Genomic DNA, 17,823 nt, shown 5'->3' on the forward strand with positions numbered 1-17,823 from the left:
GGGTCCTACGACGACGGACTCACCGCTCCGGTACTGATCGCACCTCCCGCGTACCGGAGCGGCAAGCAGAGCGACGCGCCACTCAGCAGTCCCGGAACTCCGGGGACTGGTTGAGCAGCTGGCTGCGGACCGAGGTGAAGCGCGCCAGCGTCTGGTCCACCGAGGCGTCCAGCGGGAACACCGCCACCCGGTGGCAGTTCTGGAAGGCCAGCCGCACTCCGAAGTGCCGCTGGAGCGCACCGCGGATCGCGTCACTCGCGAGCGCACGCAGCAGCTGGCCGCGCGCCTGCTCGTCCGGCGGCGGCGTCTGGTTGTCGGCGAAGGCACCGCCGTCCACCTTGAGCTGGGCCACCAGGGAGCTGATCATCTCCCACGCGAAGGGCAGGGAGGTCCGGACGCAGTCGACGAAGGCGGCTTCGTCGACCTCGCCTCGCTCGGCCTGTTCCAGTAGGGCCGGTGAGACGTCGAGCGACATGGGTTCTCCTCTCGCACCCCCGAGCAACAGGGGTTGCCGGTCAGGAAAGGGAGCGCGACGCCGAACACGGTGCGTACACACTTCGCGACCTCCCGTTCATACCGTAAGCAACTGTTCGTGGCCGCACCAGGAGAACCGGCACACCTGGTGGACGCTTTACGCGCACAATCGGCCAGGGACGAACAGGAGTGATCCCACCGAACTCGGGCGCCTCCCGGGACCGTTGGGACACCGTACGGCGGGCGCGCTCCGTGCGAATCGCGCGGACCCGGGGGCGTCGAGTAGCGTTGCCGACCATGCGTCTCGTCATCGCCCGCTGCTCCGTCGACTACGCCGGCCGGCTCACCGCCCATCTGCCCATCGCCCCCCGCCTGATCCTGGTGAAGGCGGACGGCAGCGTCTCGATCCACGCGGACGACCGCGCCTACAAGCCGCTGAACTGGATGTCGCCGCCCTGCACCCTCAAGGAGGGCAGCGGTGAGGAAGCGGGCGTCTGGACCGTCGTCAACAAGGCGGGCGAGAAACTGATCATCACGATGGAGGAAGTCCTCCACGATTCCTCGCACGAACTCGGGGTCGATCCCGGCCTGATCAAGGATGGCGTGGAAGCGCACCTCCAGGAGCTGCTCGCCGACCGGATCGAGACCCTCGGTGAGGGCTACACCCTGATCCGCCGTGAGTACATGACCGCCATCGGCCCGGTCGACATCCTGTGCCGGGACGCCGAGGGGCAGACCGTCGCCGTCGAGATCAAGCGGCGCGGCGAGATCGACGGAGTGGAGCAGCTCACCCGCTATCTGGAGCTGCTCAACCGCGACCCCCATCTCGCCCCGGTGCGCGGTGTCTTCGCCGCGCAGGAGATCAAGCCGCAGGCCCGGGTCCTCGCCACGGACCGCGGCATCGGCTGCCAGGTCCTCGACTACAACGCCATGAGGGGCATCGAGGACGACAAGCTGCGCCTCTTCTGAGCCCTGGGCTCCTCAAGGCTTCTCAGAGCCCTGGGCTTCTCAGGGCTCTTCAGATCCCCTCAGATCCCCTCAGATCCCCGACACCGCGTCGGAGGCGGTCGGGCCGGCCTCCTCGGTCGGCGCGGTGCCGCTCGCCGTGGCGGTGGGGGCGGGGCCGCTCGCGGAGTCCGTGGTGGTCGGGGTGGTCGACGGGGTGCCGGTCGGCGGCTCGGACGTCTCGGTGGGCGGCGGTGAGCTACCGGTCGGCGGCTTCGAGGTCCCCGTCGGCGGCTTCGGCGTGTGCGTGGGCGGCTTCGAGGAGGACGGCGGCTTCGTCGTGGCCGATTCCGACGGCGACGACGATCCCCCGCTGCCCTGCGTCCCGCTCGGCTCGTCCGACGGCTCGCCCGAGGCGGAACCGCTCGCCGTCGGGGTCGAGTCGTCCGTCGTGCCGAGGGTGCCGTCGCGGCCGGGGTCCGTCGGCGGATCGGCCGGGGTGCCGGGATCGTCGTCGCCCCCGTCGTCGGCGCCGAGGCTGTCGTCGCCGGGGCCCTGGCTCGCGGACGGGTTGACGCCGACCCGGTCGGCCGGGGGCTCGTTCTCGTTGTTGGAGGTGGCGCCGAGGGTGACGACCGTACCGAGCACGGCGGCGAGCAGGGCGCCCGCGCCGGCCGCCACCAGGTTGCGGCGGGCGAAGCCGCGCAGTCCGCCGCGGGCCTTGCGGGAGGGCGCCCCGTAGGCGTCGCGGTCGGTGCTCACCTCGGGGTCGTCGGCGCGCCGCGGCACGGGGAACGCGGTCGGCGTGACCGGGCCCGCGCCGGACGGCGACACCGGCTCCTCGGCGCGGGTGGCCGGCGTCTCCTCCCCCACGGCCGGGCCGGTGCCCGTGCCCGGTCCGAGGACGGCGGTCGGCCCGCCGAGCGCACCGGCGACCGGGGTGGGCAGACCCGGCGCGGTGCCCGCGCGGTCGTCCACGAGGGCCAGCGCCCGGCGCCCGGCGACGGTGCCGCGCTTGTCGGCGAGGGCGGCGCGCAGCCCGATGGAGGTCTCCAGTTCGGCGCGGGCCCGGTCGAGCCGGTCGCCGCACAGCGCGAGCACGCCCAACTCGTGGTGGAAGTACGCCTGCTCCGCCACCTCGCCGGAGAGCCGGGACGCCTCGCCGCCCGCGCGCAGCGCCCGTTCCCAGGCGTTCCAGTGCAGTCCCGCCGCGAACGCGGGCGCGGCGGTGCGGGCCAGGAGCACGGCCGTGCTGCGCTCGTCCTGCGCGGGCGCCGCGGTGAGCGGCACCAGCACGGTGAGCGCGGCGAGCAGGGCGTCGGCCTCGGCCCACACCCGCTCGGGGGTGACCGAGGGGTGGCCGGCCCACCAGGCGTAGTGCTGGGCGGCGGCGAGCACCTCGGCATCGATGTCGTCGGCGTATCCGGCGGCCACGAGCTGGGAGTGCACCCCGGCGGCCAGCCGGTAGCGGGGGCCGGCCGGGGAGACCAGCGCGCAGTCGAGGAGTTCGCCGAGGGCGGCGTCGGCGTGGGTGTCGCCGACGAGCGCGGGCAGATGGGCCTGGTGCGGCAGTTCGCCGCCGAGGGCGACGGCGAGGCGCAGGGTGGCGCGGGCGGAGGCGCTCAGCCGGGCGGCGAGCAGCGCGGCGGGCGCGGCGCCCTCGGCGAGTGAGGGCAGCGGGACCGCGTCGGCGGTGTCGTCGGCGGGCCCGGCGTCGTAGGGCTGGTCGGCGGGGAGTTCGGACATCTCCTGGAAGACACCGACCTCGTCGCACGCGCTGACCTCGGCCCGCAGCCGGTCGCGCTGCCGCAGCAGGGCCCCGGCCTGGACGAAGCGCAGGGGCAGTCCCTCGGACTCGAACCACAGGTCGCCGGCCCAGTTGGCCTCCTCCTCGCTGAGCGGGCGGCCCACGGCCCGCGCCAGGAGGTCCAGTCCGCCGGCCCGGTCGAGTCCGCCGAGGAGGACGTCCTCCACCCCGGAGGCGGCGGAGGGGGCGGCCACGTCGGGGGTCGCGGAGAGCGCGAAGGCGCACTCGGGGGTGGCGTCGAGCAGTTCGTCGAGCCCGGCGCCGCCGAACTCCAGGTCGTCCACGACGACCACGGCGCCGACCTGGCCGAGCAGGGCGCGCAGTTCGTCGGGGCCGGGGCGGTGCAGGGGCGCGGCGTGGACGGCGTGGAAGAGGTCGTGGAGCAGGTCGTCGGGGCCTCGGTTGACGCCGCTGAGCCGGACCACTCCGTCGGGGGCGAGGTCGGCGCACTCCTCGGCGACCAGGTCGAGCAGCCGGGTGCGGCCGGATCCGGCGGGGCCGGTGAGCCGTACGGAACGGCCGCGGGCGAGGAGCCGTACGAGCCGTTCGCGTTCCGTCTCGCGGCCCAGGAGCGGCGGTTCGGGCCGGGCGGGGCCGGTGCGCGCGGGCGGGGCCGCGGCGCGGGCCACCTCGGCGCGGGCGGCGGCGGTGAGCTTCTCGGGGCGGGCGGGCCGCTCCCCGGGCGGGCAGACCTCGATCTCGCTGCCGTCGACGGGGTTGACGGTGAGCAGCAGTTCACCGGTGACCAGCCGGACCGTGCGGGCCGGGGCGGGTGTGTGCTGGCCGAAGTCCTGGGCGAGGGAGTCCCGGGGCGGACGTGGGCGCGGCGGATCGCCGGCGCCTTCGTGGCCGTACTCCTCGGGTCCCCGGTTGGTCGGGTCCATCGGTTGCAAGCCCCCCAAGAGCGTTGTGCGGCTCGGCCCCTCCCGGCCCGCCGCACACCGCGCTGTCGCTTCTGGTCCGGTGTCCGGTGCCCGCTCCAGGGTGTTGGGACGGCGGGCATTCGAACCGTAAACCTTGGCACAGTATCCATGACAGCCCGGGGTGCCCGGCCGTCCGAGAGGTCACGGTCTCATGAGAATTGCGCGGGTCGGGCCGGTCCGTGCGGGCTGATCCGCAGTCATACCCGCGGCAGTGACTCCACTCCGATACCGCCCTCGATGGCGAGGATCCGGTGCAGCCGGGTGGCGACGAGGAGCCGCTGCATCTGCGGGGGTACGTCGCGCAGCACCAGTCGGCGCCCGCAGCGTCCGGCCCGCCGGTGGGCGCCCATGATCACCCCCAGTCCGGTGGCGTCCCAGGAGTCCAGTTCGGACAGGTCCAGGACCAGGTCACCGGTGCCGGTGTCGACCGCCGTGTGCAGGGCCGTTCGGGCGTCCGCCGCGCTGCGGACGTCGAGGCGGCCCCCGACGACCAGCTCGACGTGGTCGCCCCTGATGTGCATATGTGCTCCCCGTGATGCGTCGTGATGCTCCGCGGTGATGATGTCCGTCGACGCAACCTCTGACTGCGCCAGGCGGCCAGAGGTTGCCGTCTGTGAGCGAACCGATACCGAATTCACCCCGACGTGTGATGCCCGAAGGGGGTGTACGGCCGATCGGCCGAGGGTCCGGTGTGCGGTCGGTCCGCTCAGTGGCGGTAGAAGCCCTGCCCGCTCTTGCGGCCGATGTCACCGGCGTCCACCATCCGGCGCATCAGCTCCGGCGGCGCGAACTTCTCGTCCTGGGTCTCGGTGTAGATGTTGTCCGTGGCGTGCAGCAGGATGTCGACGCCGGTGAGGTCGGCCGTGGCGAGCGGGCCCATGGCGTGGCCGAAGCCGAGCTTGCAGGCGAGGTCGATGTCCTCGGCGCTGGCGACGCCCGACTCGTAGAGCTTGGCGGCCTCGACCACGAGGGCGGAGATGAGCCGGGTGGTCACGAAGCCGGCCACGTCCCGGTTGACGACGACGCAGGTCTTGCCGGTGGACTCGGCGAACTCACGTGCGGTGGCGAGGGTCTCGTCGCTGGTCTTGTGACCGCGCACCAGTTCGCACAGCCCCATCATCGGCACCGGTGAGAAGAAGTGGGTGCCGACCACCCGTTCGGGGCGCGAGGTGACCGCCGCGATCTTGGTGATGGGGATGGCGGAGGTGTTGGACGCGAGGATCGCGTCGTCCTTCACCAGCGTGTCCAGGGCGCGGAAGATCTCGTGCTTGACGTCGAGCCTCTCGAACACGGCCTCGACCACCACATCGGCGTCGGCGACGGCGTCCAGGTCGGTGGTCGCGGTGATCCGGGCGAGCGCGGCGTCGGCGTCGTGCGCCTCCAGCTTCCCCTTGCCGACGAACTTGTCGTACGACGCCTTGATGCCGTCGGTGCCGCGCGTCAGCGCCGTGTCGGTGACGTCGCGCAGGACGACCTCCCAGCCCGCCTGGGCGGAGACCTGGGCGATGCCGGAACCCATGAGACCGGCCCCGATGACGGCGAGCTTCCGTGCCACTGTGCGACTCCCCTGATACGCGCTGTCGTTGTTCCCTGGGCGGACCCTAGCGGGCGGGAGGGGCTGTGTGACCGCTTAGTAACGCGCGTCACGTCTCACATGACGGACATCACACCGGGGAGGGTGACCCGGCCCGGCGGGGGGCGTAACTACGCTGGGGACATGGTCAATCTGACGCGTATCTACACCAGGACCGGGGACCGGGGCACCACCAACCTCGGCGACATGAGCAGGGTCCCGAAGACCGATCCGAGGATCTCCGCGTACGCCGACGCCAACGAGGCGAACGCGGTGATCGGCACGGCCCTCGCCCTCGGCGGGCTGGACGCCGGGATCGCGGCGGTGCTCACCCGGGTGCAGAACGACCTGTTCGACGTGGGCGCGGACCTGTCGACGCCGGTGGTCGAGAACCCGGAGTTCCCGCCGCTGCGGGTCGAGCAGTTCTACATCGACCGGCTGGAGGCGGACTGCGACGCGTTCAACCAGCGGCTGGAGAAGCTGCGCTCGTTCATCCTGCCGGGCGGCACCCCGGGCGCCGCCCTGCTGCACCAGGCGTGCACGGTGGTGCGCCGGGCCGAGCGCTCGACGTGGGTGGCCCTGGAGGCGCACGGCGAGACGATGAACCCGCTCACCGCGACCTACCTCAACCGCCTGTCCGACCTGCTGTTCATCCTGGCCCGCAGCGCCAACGGCGAGACCGGCGACGTGCTGTGGGTGCCGGGCGGGGAGCGGTAGCGACGCACTGCGGGGCTGGGCGCCGGGACACGTTCTACGGGCCCCGACCCCGGGACACGACGTCCTACGGCCTCGGCGCCGGGCCGCGCTCCTTCGTCAGCGGGGCACGCTCGGGTCCCGCCTCCGGGGCCTGGTCGGGGGCCTGTTCGCGGGCCTGTTCGGGTGCCTGGTCGGGTGCCTGTTCGCGGGCCTGGTCCGGGGCCTGTTCGGGGGCCTTCTTGCCGAACACGAAGTAGCTCAGGGCGACGACGCCATGGATGCCGGCCGCGCGCAGGGCCGTGCCCTGGAAGCCCCGCAGCGAGGAGGTGTCGCCGGAGCCGACGTACCAGATCGCGAGCTGGAGCAGCACGAGCGCGACCGCGGCGGCGACGAGGGTACGCAGCCACAGCCGGCCCTCGTGGGCCGCGCGGGCCCTGCCGTACTGCGGCGGCTTGGGCGGACGGGGGGCGCCGGCGAAGCGGTGGGCGGCGTGGCCGTCGAGCCACTTGACGGTGTAGTGGCCGTAGCCCACGGTGAAGCCGATGTACAGCGCCGCCAGACCGTGCTCCCAGCCCGGCTCGGCGCCGTTCTTGAGGTCGATCGCCGTCGCGATGAACAGCACGACCTCCAGCACCGGCTCGCACAGCAGCAGCACCACACTGGTGCGGCGCCATTTCAGCACGTAGCGCGCGGTGAGGCCGAGGACCAGCAGGACCCAGAATCCGACCTCGCACGCGATGATCAGGGCGACGATCACGACGGCTCCTTTCAGCGACCCTTCCAGGCTCCCGCCGGGCGCGGCCGGATACGTCGTCGGCGATGACGAAGTGCCGGTACATCGAAAGATGCAGTCGGGGACCGTCCCCCGGGATCAGGCGGCACCGCGCCGGGCCGTGTTGGATGGAGGCATGTTCGCCCGACTGCCCCGCCCGCATCCGTTCGACGTGCGTATCGCGCTCGCCGGGCTGCTCGGCGGGCTGGCGCTGTGGGCGCTGGGGCTGGGACTGCGCCCCCCGGACGCGCCCGGTGTGCTGTGGGGCGGGCGCTGGCCGCTGCTGCTGCCGCTCGTCCTGACGGCGGGCTGCGAGGTGCTGCGCCGCACCGCGCCGCGGGTGACGCTGCCGGTGGCGACGGTCGCGCTGGTCCTGGACCAGTTCACCCAGGGCAGCCTGGTCACGATCGTGATGTTCACCGATGTGATGTACGCCGCCGTGCTCTACGGCTCGCCCGGGGCCGCGCGCCGGATCCCCTGGATCACCGGGATGCTGTCGGTGCTCGGCACGATCGTGCCGTACGCGGTGTGGCGGGAACCGGAGGCCCTGCTGATCGGGCTGGCGACCGGGGTGGTGGCGTTCGCGCCCGCGTCGACCGGGCTGATCGTGCGCAACCACCGGCAGGCCGCCGACGCGGCCCTGCTGCGGGCCGAGCAGACCGCGCTGCTGGCCGAGATGGACCGGACACAGGCGGTGACGGCGGAGCGGGCCCGGGTGGCGCGGGAACTGCACGACATGGTGGCCAACCACCTCTCGGCGATCGCCATCCACTCCAGCGCCGCGCTCTCCCTCGACGACGAGCGGACCTCGCGGGACGCGCTCGGGGTGATCCGGGAGAACAGCGTGGCGGGGCTGTCGGAGATGCGCCGGCTCATCGGGATCCTGCGGGACGACAGCGGGGACCGGGAACCCGCCGCCGCGCCCACCCTGGAGGGCCTGGAGGCGCTGGTGGACACGGCCCGCGCCAACGGTCTCGACGTGACCCTGGAGGCCGGCCACGGGGAGGGGCTGCCCGCGCCGGTGGGCATGGCGGCCTACCGCATCGTGCAGGAGTCGCTGACCAACGCGCTCAAGCACGCGGGCCCCGGCCGGGTGCGGGTGGCGCTGGAGCAGCGCAGCGGGTCGCTGGCGGTCACGGTGACCAGTCCGTACGGCGAGCACCCGGACGGGCCGCGTGCGCCCGGCTCCGGGGCCGGTCTGGTGGGGATGCGGGAGCGGGCGGCCCTGCTGGACGGGACGTTCGAGGCCGGGGCGCGGGACGCCGCGGATCCGGCGCACGGCAGGATCTGGGTGGTCCGCGCGTGTCTGCCGGTGGCCGAGGGGGAGTCCGAGTGAACGTGCTCGTCGCCGAGGGAGAGTCCGCATGATCCGAGTGCTCGTCGCCGAGGACCAGTCCGCCGTGCGGGCGGGGCTGGTGCTGATCCTGCGCAGTGCCCCCGACATCGAGGTGGTCGGTGAGGCGGGGGACGGCGAGCGGGCGGTGGAACTCGCCCGTGAGCTACGGCCGGATCTGGTGCTGATGGACATTCAGATGCCGCGCCTCGACGGGGTGTCGGCGACCCGGACGGTGGTGGCCGAGGGGCTGGCGGACGTCCTTGTCCTGACCACGTTCGATCTGGACGAGTATGTCTTCGGGGCGCTGCGGGCGGGGGCGTCGGGTTTCCTGCTGAAGAACACCGACGCCCGCGATCTGCTGGAGGCGGTACGGACCGTGGCGCGCGGCGAGGGACTGATCGCGCCGGCCGTGACCCGGCGGCTGATCGCCGAGTTCGCGGCGAAGCCGGCCAGGGAGCCGTCCACCGATCCGGCGGTCCTGGAGGTGCTGACCCGGCGCGAGCGCGAGGTGCTGTCGTGCCTCGGTAGGGGGCTGTCCAACGCGGACATCGCGCAGCGCCTCGATATGGCCGAGGCGACGGTGAAAACGCACGTCAGCCGCTTGCTGGGCAAGCTCGAACTGCGCAGTCGGGTGCAAGCCGCGGTGTTGGCGCAGGAGTTGGGGATGTAGGTCGGTTTTCCCAGTCGCCTTACAGAACATCCCTTAGCAATGGTCCAGACCTATTGACCGGTGGTCCAGACCTTTCTATTCTCGCGTCACTGCGCCATGCCCATGGCAAGGCGTCACACCCCTGACAACTCCCCAAGGAGGCGCTCCACAATGCGCTTCAGACACAAAGTGGTGGCCGGTCTCGCGACCCTGCTGCTTCCGCTGGCGGGACTGGTGGGTCTCGCGACCCCCGCCCAGGCGGCCACCTCGGCCACCGCCACCTTCACCAAACCCTCGGACTGGGGCAACGGCTTCGAAGGCCGGTGGACGGTCAAGAACACCGGCACCACCACGATCAACTCCTGGACCGTCGAGTGGGACTTCCCCACCGGCACGAGGGTGGCGTCCGGCTGGGACGCCACCATCACCAACACCGGGAACCGGTGGACCGCCAAGAACCTGGGCTGGAACGGCACTCTGGCGCCCGGCGCCACGGTGACCTTCGGCTTCAACGGCACCGGACCGGGCTCGCCCTCCAACTGTAAGCTCAACAACGACAGTTGTGACGGCAGCACACCTCCCGGCGACGCCCCGCCGTCGGCCCCGGGCACCCCTACGACGTCCAACGTCACCAACACCTCGGTGCGACTGGCCTGGACTGCCGCCACCGACGACAAGGGCGTCAAGAACTACGACGTCCTGCGCGGTTCCACCGTGGTCGCCACCGTCACCGGCACCACCTACACCGACACCGGCCTGACCGCCGGCACGGACTACTCGTACACGGTCCAGGCCCGGGACACCGCCGACCAGACCGGCCCGGTCAGCGGCGCGGTCGCGGTCCGCACCAGCGGGGGTGACAACCCGCCGCCGCCCGGCAAGATCAACATGGGCTACTTCGCGGAGTGGGGCGTCTACGGGCGCAACTACCACGCCAAGAACCTGGACACCTCGGGCAGCGCCGCCAAGATCACCCACATCAACTACTCCTTCGGCAACGTCCAGAACGGACGCTGCACGATGGGTGACTCCTACGCGGCCATCGAGAAGTCCTACACCGCCGACCAGTCCGTCTCCGGTGTCGCCGACACCTGGGACCAGCCGCTGCGCGGCAACTTCAACCAGCTGCGTCAGCTGAAGGCCAAGTACCCGCACATCAAGATCCTGTGGTCCTTCGGCGGCTGGACCTGGTCCGGCGGCTTCACCCAGGCCGTGCAGAACCCGACCGCGTTCGCCGAGTCCTGCTACCAGCTGGTCGAGGACCCGCGCTGGGCCGATGTCTTCGACGGCATCGACCTGGACTGGGAGTACCCCAACGCCTGCGGTCTGACCTGTGACTCGTCCGGCCCGGCCGCGTTCAAGAACATGCAGCAGGCCATGCGCGCCCGGTTCGGCGCCAACAACCTGGTCACCGCCGCCATCACCGCCGACGCCTCGTCCGGCGGGAAGATCGACAAGGCCGACTACGCGGGCGGAGCCGCCCACTCCGACTGGCTCAACGTCATGACGTACGATTTCTTCGGCGCCTGGGCGGCGCAGGGCCCGACCGCCCCGCACTCCCCGCTCAACCCCTACCCGGGCATCCCCCAGCAGGGCTTCTCCTCCTCCGAGGCGATCGCCAAGCTGAAGGCCCAGGGCGTCCCGGCGAACAAGCTGCTCCTCGGCATCGGCTTCTACGGCCGCGGCTGGACCGGCGTCACCCAGTCCGCACCCGGCGGAACGGCGACCGGACCGGCGACCGGCATCGAACCGGGCAACCAGGACTACAAGGTGCTCAAGACCACCTGCCCCGCCACCGGCACCGTGGGTGGCACGGCGTACGCCCACTGCGGCAACAACTGGTGGTCCTACGACACCCCGGCGACCATCGCGGGCAAGATGTCCTGGGCCAAGAGCCAGGGCCTCGGCGGTGCGTTCTTCTGGGAGTTCAGCGGAGACACCACCAACGGTGAACTGGTCACCGCGATCAGCAACGGCCTGAAGTAGGGCTCACCGACCGTCGGCCGACGACCGACGGACCGTAGAAGTAAGACCCACTAAGCGACATTGACGCGCTGACCGGGCGGGGCTGCCTCAAGCCACGCGAGAAATCCGGTCAGCGCGTCATCGCTCATGGCGAGTTCAAGGCGCGTGCCCCGATGGAGACAGGTGAGGACCACCGCGTCGGAGAGCAGCGCGAGTTCCTCCTCGCCCTCGGGCAGCCGACGCCCGGCCACCTCGATCGAGGCCCGCTCCAGCACCCGGCGCGGCCGGGGCGCGTAGGAGAAGACCCGGAACCACTCGATCCGGTCACCGTTGTAGCGGGCGATGCCGTACGCCCACCCCTTGCCGCTGGTGTCGCCCTGTTCCGGGACCGCCCACCGCAGCGAGCAGTCGAAGGTGCCGCCGGAGCGCTGGATCAGCCGGCGCCGCAGTCCGAAGACGAACAGCCCCACCACCACGAGCGCGACCACGACTCCGCACACAGTCAGAGCGAGGACCATCGGCACCGACCTCCTCGTCTCCTAGGTAACGGAACGGAAAAAACCCGTATATCTGCCTCAGCCGCGACCGGCACCGGATCGCTCCGGTCCCAGCCGCGGCTGAGTGACGTCTAGCACGGGCGCTCCCTCAGATCCTAGACGGACAGGGAGGCGCCCCGGTCAGTGCGCGGTCGCCGCCCGCAGCCGGACCTCCGCGCGACGCTCGGCGGAGGCGTCCGATCCGGACTTCGCCCGCTCCAGCGCGCGCTCGGCACGCTGGACATCGATCTCGTCCGACAGCTCGGCGATCTCGGCCAGCAGCGACAGCTTGTCGTCCGCGAACGAGATGAAACCGCCGTGCACCGCGACGATGACCGTTCCGCCATCACTCGTACGGATGGTCACCGGGCCCGACTCCAGCACACCGAGCAGCGGCTGGTGACCGGGCATGACGCCGATGTCGCCGGAGGTGGTGCGCGCGACGACGAGGGTGGCCTCGCCGGACCAGACCTCTCGGTCGGCCGCGACCAGCGCGACGTGCAGCTCAGCAGCCAAGGTTGGCTCCTCGGGTCACCACCCGGTCTCCTGACCGGGTGTTGCTTACAAGTCTAGTAGGCGTGCGAAGAGGGGCGGGATCCACCCGGTACGGGCACTCCCCGCCCCTCCTCACTCCACCATGCTCACGAACGACCAGGGGTCAGGAGACGCCCAGTTCCTTCGCGTTCTTCTTGAGGTCCTCGATACCACCGCACATGAAGAACGCCTGCTCCGGGAAGTGGTCGTACTCGCCGTCGCAGATCGCGTTGAACGCGGTGATCGACTCCTCCAGCGGTACGTCCGACCCGTCGACGCCGGTGAACTGCTTGGCGACGTGGGTGTTCTGGGACAGGAAGCGCTCCACCCGACGGGCCCGGCGGACGACCAGCTTGTCCTCCTCGCCCAGCTCGTCGATACCGAGGATCGCGATGATGTCCTGGAGGTCCTTGTACTTCTGCAGGATGTTCTTGACCCGCATGGCGGCGTCGTAGTGGTCCTGCGCGATGTAGCGGGGGTCCAGGATCCGGGACGTGGAGTCCAGCGGGTCCACGGCCGGGTAGATGCCCTTCTCGGAGATCGGACGGGAGAGCACCGTCGTCGCGTCGAGGTGGGCGAAGGTGGTGGCCGGGGCCGGGTCGGTCAGGTCGTCCGCGGGGACGTAGATCGCCTGCATCGAGGTGATCGAGTGACCACGGGTCGAGGTGATGCGCTCCTGGAGGAGACCCATCTCGTCGGCCAGGTTCGGCTGGTAACCCACCGCGGAGGGCATCCGGCCGAGCAGCGTGGAGACCTCGGAACCGGCCTGCGTGAAGCGGAAGATGTTGTCGATGAAGAACAGCACGTCCTGCTTCTGGACGTCACGGAAGTACTCCGCCATGGTCAGACCGGCCAGGGCGACACGCAGCCGGGTGCCCGGCGGCTCGTCCATCTGGCCGAAGACCAGCGCGGTCTTGTCGATGACGCCGGACTCGCTCATCTCGTCGATGAGGTCGTTGCCCTCACGGGTGCGCTCACCGACGCCCGCGAACACGGACACACCGTCGTGGTTGTTGGCGACGCGGTAGATCATCTCCTGGATGAGCACCGTCTTGCCGACGCCGGCGCCGCCGAACAGACCGATCTTGCCGCCCTTGACGTACGGGGTCAGCAGGTCGATGACCTTGACGCCGGTCTCGAACATCTCGGTCTTCGACTCAAGCTCGTCGAAGTTCGGGGCCTTGCGGTGGATCGACCAGCGCTCACCGTCGTAGGTCTCGTCGACGTTCAGCACCTCACCGAGGGTGTTGAACACCTTGCCCTTGGTGAAGTCGCCGACCGGGACGGTGATGCCGTCGCCGGTGTCCGTGACCGGGGACTGGCGGACCAGGCCGTCGGTGGGCTGCATGGAGATGGCGCGGACCAGGCCGTCGCCGAGGTGCTGGGCGACCTCAAGGGTCAGCAGCTTGCGCTCGCCCGCGTTGGCCGGGTCAGCGACCTCGACGTGCAGCGCGTTGTAGATCTCCGGCATCGCGTCGACGGGGAACTCCACGTCGACGACCGGGCCGATGACCCGCGCGACGCGGCCCGTCGCCGTGGCCGTCTCAACAGTGGTGGTCATTAGTAGTCACTCCCCGCGGTCGCGTCGGCCAGGGCGCTCGCGCCACCGACGATCTCGCTGATTTCCTGGGTGATTTCGGCCTGGCGGGCCGCGTTGGCAAGCCGGGTGAGGTTCTCGATCAGCTCACCGGCGTTGTCAGTGGCCGACTTCATCGCGCGCCGCGTGGCGGCGTGCTTGGAGGCGGCCGACTGGAGCAGCGCGTTGTAGATACGGCTCTCCACATAGCGCGGCAGCAGGGCGTCGAGGACGTCCTCCGCCGACGGCTCGAAGTCGAACAGCGGGCGGATCTCGTCCTTGCCGGACGACTCCGCCGCCACCTCTTCGAGGCTGAGCGGCAGCAGCTGGTCGCCCACCGCCGTCTGCGTCATCATCGACACGAACTCCGTGTAGACGATGTGGAGTTCATCCACACCGCCGTCCGCGGTGTCCGTCTCGATGGCCTCGATCAGAGGCGCCGCGACCTTCTTGGCGTCCGCGTACGTCGGGTCGTCGGTGAAGCCGGTCCACGACTCCGCGACCTTGCGCTCACGGAAGTTGTAGTGCGCCACACCGCGCCGGCCGACGATGTACGTGTCGACCTGCCGGCCCTCGCGCTCCAGGCGCGCGGTCAGCTCCTCCGCCGCCTTGATGGCGTTGGAGTTGAAGGCGCCGGCGAGGCCGCGGTCGCTCGTCAGCAGCAGGACCGCGGACCGGGTCACCGTCTCGGCCTGGGTGGTGAGCGGGTGCTTCGTGTTCGAGCCCGTGCCCACCGCCGTGACCGCGCGGGTCAACTCGGTCGCGTACGGCGTGGAGGCCGCCACCTTGCGCTGCGCCTTGACGACGCGCGAGGCGGCGATCATCTCCATCGCCTTGGTGATCTTCTTGGTCGCGGTGACGGATCGGATGCGACGCTTGTAGACCCGGAGCTGGGCTCCCATGAGTCAGGTCCCTTCCTTACGTCACTTGGCGGCAGCGGCCGGAGTGTCGTCGCCGAGCAGCTTGCCGTCCGAGGTTTCGAACTGCTTCTTGAACTCTGCGACGGCGTCGTCGATCGCCTGGATGGTGTCGTCCGACATCTTGGCGCCCTCCTTGATGGAGGTCATGAGGCCCTGCTCCTTGCGGTGCAGGTACTCCAGCAGCTCCCTCTCGAAGCGGCGGATGTCCACGACCGGAACCTCGTCCATCCGGCCGTTGGTGCCGGCCCAGACGGAGACGACCTGGTCCTCGGTGGCCATCGGCTGGTACTGAGCCTGCTTGAGCAGCTCGACCATCCGCTGACCGCGCTCCAGCTGCGCCTTGGACGCGGCGTCCAGGTCGGAACCGAAGGCGGCGAACGCCTCCAGCTCACGGAACTGGGCGAGGTCCACCCGCAGTCGGCCGGAGACCTGGCGCATCGCCTTGTGCTGGGCGGAACCACCGACTCGGGAGACGGAGATACCGACGTTCAGCGCGGGGCGCTGACCGGCGTTGAACAGGTCCGACTCCAGGAAGCACTGGCCGTCAGTGATGGAGATGACGTTGGTCGGGATGAACGCCGAGACGTCGTTGGCCTTGGTCTCGACGATCGGCAGACCGGTCATCGAACCGGCGCCCATGTCGTCGGAGAGCTTGGCGCAGCGCTCCAGCAGCCGGGAGTGCAGGTAGAAGACGTCACCCGGGTAGGCTTCGCGGCCCGGCGGGCGGCGCAGCAGCAGGGACACGGCGCGGTAGGCGTCGGCCTGCTTCGAGAGGTCGTCGAAGATGATCAGGACATGCTTGCCCTGGTACATCCAGTGCTGGCCGATGGCCGAGCCGGTGTAGGGCGCCAGGTACTTGAAGCCGGCCGGGTCGGACGCCGGGGCGGCGACGATGGTCGTGTACTCCAGCGCGCCGTTCTCCTCCAGCGCGCGGCGGACCGACGCGATGGTGGAGCCCTTCTGGCCGATGGCGACGTAGACGCAGCGGACCTGCTTCTTCGGGTCGCCGGTGCGCCAGTTGTCACGCTGGTTGATGATCGTGTCGACGGCCAGGGCGGTCTTGCCGGTCTGGCGGTCGCCGATGACCAGCTGGCGCTGGCCGCGGCCGATCGGGGTCATGGCGTCGACGGCCTTGTAGCCCGTCTCCATCGGCTCGTGCACCGACTTGCGCTCCATGACCGTGGGGGCCTGCAGTTCGAGGGCGCGGCGGCTGTCCGTGTCGATCTCGCCGAGGCCGTCGATCGGGTTGCCGAGCGGGTCGACAACGCGGCCGAGGTAGCCCTCGCCGACGGCGACGGACAGCACCTCACCGGTGCGCTGCACCGGCTGGCCCTCCTCGACGCCGCTGAACTCACCGAGGACGATGGCGCCGATCTCGCGCTCTTCCAGGTTGAGCGCGAGGCCGAGGGTGCCGTCCTCGAACTTCAGCAGTTCGTTGGCCATGGCCGAGGGCAGCCCCTCGACCTTCGCGATGCCGTCGCCGGCAAGGGTGACCGTACCGACCTCCTCGCGCGAGGCCGCGTCCGGCTGGTACGACTGGACGAAGTTCTCCAGCGCGTCCCGGATCTCCTCCGGCCGGATCGTGAGCTCCGCCATCTGGGTTCCCTGCTCTCCTTGTTGGGCCCGAAGTTTCACTTTGGGGGGATCTAGCCTGGGGGACTCCCCCCACGAACGAGGTGAATCCTCTGCACGGCCCAACATGGGCCGTAAGTACGTTGTGCGTGTTCAGTTGAGCGGTGTCTCAGCCCGCCAGGCGGCGGGCGGCGTCCTCGATGCGGTCCGCGACGGAACCGTTGATGACGTCGTCACCGATCTGCACCCGGATCCCGCCGACGACCCCGGGGTCCACGTCGAGGTTGAGGTGCATGGGTCGGCCGTAGAGCCCCGCCAGGGCCTGGCCCAGGCGCTGCTTCTGTCCGTCACTCAGCGGTACCGCCGAGGTGACGACGGCGACCATCCGGTTCCGGCGGTCCGCGGCGAGCTTGGACAGGGCTTCGAGCCCTGCTTCCAGGCTACGTCCCCGCGGGGTGGTCACCAGACGGGTGACCAGCCGGGTGGTGACGGCGTCCGCCCGGCCGCCGAGCAGGCTGCGCAGCAGCTCGCTCTTGGCCGAGGTGGTGGCCTTGCGGTCGGTGAGCGCGGCGCGCAGCTCGGTGTTCGAGGAGACGATCCGGCCGAACCGGAACAGCTCGTCCTCGACGGTGTCGAGCGTGTTCGCCCGCTGGGCGGCCGTGAGGTCGGCGGTGTCCGCCAGCTCCTCCAGCGCGTCCACCAGGTCGCGCGAGCGCGACCAGCGGGCCCGCACCATGCCGGACACCAGATCCGCGGTCTCGCCGCCGACCTGGGTGCCCAGCAGTCGCTGGACCAGCTCGGCCTTGGCCTCGCCGGACTGCGCCGGGTCGGTCAGGACCCGACGCAGCGACACCTCGCGGTCGAGCAGCGTGGTGACCGCGGCCAGTTCCTCGCCGAGCCGGCCGGCGTCCACGGATGTGGCGTCGGTCAGCGCGTCGAGCCGCTCACGGGCGGCTGCCAGGGCCTCGCGGCTCGCTCCGTTCATCGAGTCGCCTCGGCCTTCTCCTCAAGCTCGTCGAGGAAGCGGTCGATGACGCGGCTCTGGCGGGCGTGGTCCTCAAGGGACTCGCCGACGAGCTTGCCGGCCAGGTCGGTGGCGAGCTTGCCGACGTCCTGGCGCAGCGCGGACGCGGCGGCCTTGCGGTCGGCCTCGATCTGCGTGTGACCGGCGGCGACGATCTCCTCGCGCTGCCGCTGGCCCTCGGCGCGCATCTCGGCAATGAGGGTCGCGCCCTGCTCCTGCGCCTCCTGGCGCAGTCGGGCGGCCTCGTGCCGGGCCTCGGCGAGCTGGGCCTTGTACTGCTCCAGGACGCTCTGGGCCTCGATCTTCGCGGCCTCGGCCTTCTCCATGCCGCCCTCGATGGCCTCACGGCGCTCGTCCAGAACCTTGTTGATGTTCGGGAGGAGCTTCTTGGCGAGGATGCCGAAGACGATGACGAAGGCGATCAGGCCGATGACGAGCTCAGGGATCGGCGGAACGAGGGGGTTCTGCTCCTCGGTGGCCGCCAGAATGAGCAGCTGGCTCATTTCAGTGCCTTTCGTCTA

General features: G+C 70.8%; 17 protein-coding genes. 5 read left to right on the forward strand and 12 right to left on the reverse strand.

From position 1 onward, the window contains the following. Positions 1–82 precede the first annotated feature (82 nt). Entirely contained in the window at positions 83–475 is a 393-nt protein-coding gene (locus tag ACIQNG_RS31645) for an SCO5389 family protein (protein WP_401438857.1), read from the reverse strand. Between the two features lie 296 nt (positions 476–771). Here ACIQNG_RS31645 and nucS point away from each other — a divergent pair, with 296 nt between their 5' ends. Next, positions 772–1,443 (forward strand): endonuclease NucS, encoded by a 672-nt coding sequence (nucS, locus tag ACIQNG_RS31650; protein ID WP_401438860.1) that lies wholly within the window; start codon positions 772–774, stop codon positions 1,441–1,443. Between the two features lie 69 nt (positions 1,444–1,512). On the opposite strand, the gene ACIQNG_RS31655 is transcribed toward nucS, so the two are convergent. From ACIQNG_RS31655 to ACIQNG_RS31665, 3 genes are all read right to left on the reverse strand, one after another. Next, a complete protein-coding gene (locus tag ACIQNG_RS31655; protein WP_401489745.1) occupies positions 1,513–4,110 on the reverse strand; it encodes an ATP-binding protein in 2,598 nt (865 codons plus the stop codon). A 236-nt stretch (positions 4,111–4,346) separates the two neighbouring features. Continuing rightward, on the reverse strand, positions 4,347–4,670 hold the full coding sequence (locus ACIQNG_RS31660; RefSeq protein WP_401438865.1) for an STAS domain-containing protein: 324 nt from the start codon (positions 4,668–4,670) through the stop codon (positions 4,347–4,349). Positions 4,671–4,855: 185 nt separating this feature from the next. Further along, a complete protein-coding gene (locus ACIQNG_RS31665; RefSeq protein WP_401438868.1) occupies positions 4,856–5,704 on the reverse strand; it encodes a 3-hydroxyacyl-CoA dehydrogenase family protein in 849 nt (282 codons plus the stop codon). Positions 5,705–5,866: 162 nt separating this feature from the next. Between ACIQNG_RS31665 and ACIQNG_RS31670 the strand changes: the two genes are divergently transcribed. Further along, entirely contained in the window at positions 5,867–6,439 is a 573-nt protein-coding gene (locus tag ACIQNG_RS31670) for a cob(I)yrinic acid a,c-diamide adenosyltransferase (RefSeq protein WP_401438871.1), read from the forward strand. A gap of 64 nt (positions 6,440–6,503) precedes the next feature. Here the strand turns inward: ACIQNG_RS31670 and ACIQNG_RS31675 are convergent, their stop codons facing one another. Further along, positions 6,504–7,175: a hypothetical protein gene (locus ACIQNG_RS31675; protein ID WP_401489747.1), complete on the reverse strand. Its 672-nt coding sequence runs from the start codon at positions 7,173–7,175 to the stop codon at positions 6,504–6,506. 151 nt (positions 7,176–7,326) lie between these two features. Between ACIQNG_RS31675 and ACIQNG_RS31680 the strand changes: the two genes are divergently transcribed. The 3 genes from ACIQNG_RS31680 (at position 7,327) to ACIQNG_RS31690 (ending at position 11,161) form a co-directional block, all read left to right on the forward strand. Beyond that, entirely contained in the window at positions 7,327–8,526 is a 1,200-nt protein-coding gene (locus ACIQNG_RS31680) for a sensor histidine kinase (RefSeq protein ID WP_401489749.1), read from the forward strand. Between the two features lie 28 nt (positions 8,527–8,554). After that, positions 8,555–9,196 carry a response regulator gene (locus tag ACIQNG_RS31685; RefSeq protein ID WP_401489751.1) on the forward strand — a complete coding sequence of 214 codons (642 nt, stop codon included), beginning with the start codon at positions 8,555–8,557 and terminating at the stop codon, positions 9,194–9,196. Positions 9,197–9,346: 150 nt separating this feature from the next. Continuing rightward, entirely contained in the window at positions 9,347–11,161 is a 1,815-nt protein-coding gene (locus ACIQNG_RS31690) for a glycosyl hydrolase family 18 protein (RefSeq protein WP_401438884.1), read from the forward strand. Positions 11,162–11,211: 50 nt separating this feature from the next. On the opposite strand, the gene ACIQNG_RS31695 is transcribed toward ACIQNG_RS31690, so the two are convergent. The 7 genes from ACIQNG_RS31695 to ACIQNG_RS31725 form a co-directional block, all read right to left on the reverse strand. Next, positions 11,212–11,658 carry a DUF2550 domain-containing protein gene (locus ACIQNG_RS31695; protein ID WP_401438886.1) on the reverse strand — a complete coding sequence of 149 codons (447 nt, stop codon included), beginning with the start codon at positions 11,656–11,658 and terminating at the stop codon, positions 11,212–11,214. A 159-nt stretch (positions 11,659–11,817) separates the two neighbouring features. After that, positions 11,818–12,192: a F0F1 ATP synthase subunit epsilon gene (locus ACIQNG_RS31700; protein WP_401438889.1), complete on the reverse strand. Its 375-nt coding sequence runs from the start codon at positions 12,190–12,192 to the stop codon at positions 11,818–11,820. A 142-nt stretch (positions 12,193–12,334) separates the two neighbouring features. Further along, positions 12,335–13,771 (reverse strand): F0F1 ATP synthase subunit beta, encoded by a 1,437-nt coding sequence (gene atpD, locus ACIQNG_RS31705; protein WP_401438891.1) that lies wholly within the window; start codon positions 13,769–13,771, stop codon positions 12,335–12,337. After that, complete coding sequence (locus ACIQNG_RS31710) at positions 13,771–14,688, reverse strand: F0F1 ATP synthase subunit gamma (protein ID WP_401438894.1); 918 nt, start codon at positions 14,686–14,688, stop codon at positions 13,771–13,773. The genes atpD and ACIQNG_RS31710 overlap by 1 nt, the downstream gene beginning before the upstream one ends. A 21-nt stretch (positions 14,689–14,709) precedes the next feature. Further along, positions 14,710–16,302, reverse strand: coding sequence for a F0F1 ATP synthase subunit alpha (gene atpA / locus ACIQNG_RS31715; RefSeq protein WP_401438897.1), 1,593 nt, complete (start codon positions 16,300–16,302; stop codon positions 14,710–14,712). A gap of 145 nt (positions 16,303–16,447) precedes the next feature. Beyond that, entirely contained in the window at positions 16,448–17,263 is an 816-nt protein-coding gene (locus tag ACIQNG_RS31720; protein WP_401438900.1) for a F0F1 ATP synthase subunit delta, read from the reverse strand. Continuing rightward, a complete protein-coding gene (locus ACIQNG_RS31725; RefSeq protein WP_401438902.1) occupies positions 17,260–17,805 on the reverse strand; it encodes a F0F1 ATP synthase subunit B in 546 nt (181 codons plus the stop codon). The genes ACIQNG_RS31720 and ACIQNG_RS31725 overlap by 4 nt, the downstream gene beginning before the upstream one ends. Positions 17,806–17,823 lie beyond the last annotated feature (18 nt).

The sequence above is a fragment of the Streptomyces sp. NPDC091377 genome, assembly GCF_044757045.1.
In the GTDB taxonomy this organism is placed as follows: domain Bacteria; phylum Actinomycetota; class Actinomycetes; order Streptomycetales; family Streptomycetaceae; genus Streptomyces.

What these genes read in the sequence shown, in the direction of transcription:
- ACIQNG_RS31645 (WP_401438857.1), bottom strand. Translation starts at nt 475, where the DNA reads ATGTCGCTCGACGTCTCACCGGCCCTACTGGAACAGGCCGAGCGAGGC.
- nucS (WP_401438860.1), top strand. Translation starts at nt 772, where the DNA reads ATGCGTCTCGTCATCGCCCGCTGCTCCGTCGACTACGCCGGCCGGCTC.
- ACIQNG_RS31655 (WP_401489745.1), bottom strand. Translation starts at nt 4,110, where the DNA reads ATGGACCCGACCAACCGGGGACCCGAGGAGTACGGCCACGAAGGCGCC.
- ACIQNG_RS31660 (WP_401438865.1), bottom strand. Translation starts at nt 4,670, where the DNA reads ATGCACATCAGGGGCGACCACGTCGAGCTGGTCGTCGGGGGCCGCCTC.
- ACIQNG_RS31670 (WP_401438871.1), top strand. Translation starts at nt 5,867, where the DNA reads ATGGTCAATCTGACGCGTATCTACACCAGGACCGGGGACCGGGGCACC.
- ACIQNG_RS31680 (WP_401489749.1), top strand. Translation starts at nt 7,327, where the DNA reads ATGTTCGCCCGACTGCCCCGCCCGCATCCGTTCGACGTGCGTATCGCG.
- ACIQNG_RS31685 (WP_401489751.1), top strand. Translation starts at nt 8,555, where the DNA reads ATGATCCGAGTGCTCGTCGCCGAGGACCAGTCCGCCGTGCGGGCGGGG.
- ACIQNG_RS31690 (WP_401438884.1), top strand. Translation starts at nt 9,347, where the DNA reads ATGCGCTTCAGACACAAAGTGGTGGCCGGTCTCGCGACCCTGCTGCTT.
- ACIQNG_RS31695 (WP_401438886.1), bottom strand. Translation starts at nt 11,658, where the DNA reads ATGGTCCTCGCTCTGACTGTGTGCGGAGTCGTGGTCGCGCTCGTGGTG.
- atpD (WP_401438891.1), bottom strand. Translation starts at nt 13,771, where the DNA reads ATGACCACCACTGTTGAGACGGCCACGGCGACGGGCCGCGTCGCGCGG.
- ACIQNG_RS31710 (WP_401438894.1), bottom strand. Translation starts at nt 14,688, where the DNA reads ATGGGAGCCCAGCTCCGGGTCTACAAGCGTCGCATCCGATCCGTCACC.
- atpA (WP_401438897.1), bottom strand. Translation starts at nt 16,302, where the DNA reads ATGGCGGAGCTCACGATCCGGCCGGAGGAGATCCGGGACGCGCTGGAG.
- ACIQNG_RS31720 (WP_401438900.1), bottom strand. Translation starts at nt 17,263, where the DNA reads ATGAACGGAGCGAGCCGCGAGGCCCTGGCAGCCGCCCGTGAGCGGCTC.
- ACIQNG_RS31725 (WP_401438902.1), bottom strand. Translation starts at nt 17,805, where the DNA reads ATGAGCCAGCTGCTCATTCTGGCGGCCACCGAGGAGCAGAACCCCCTC.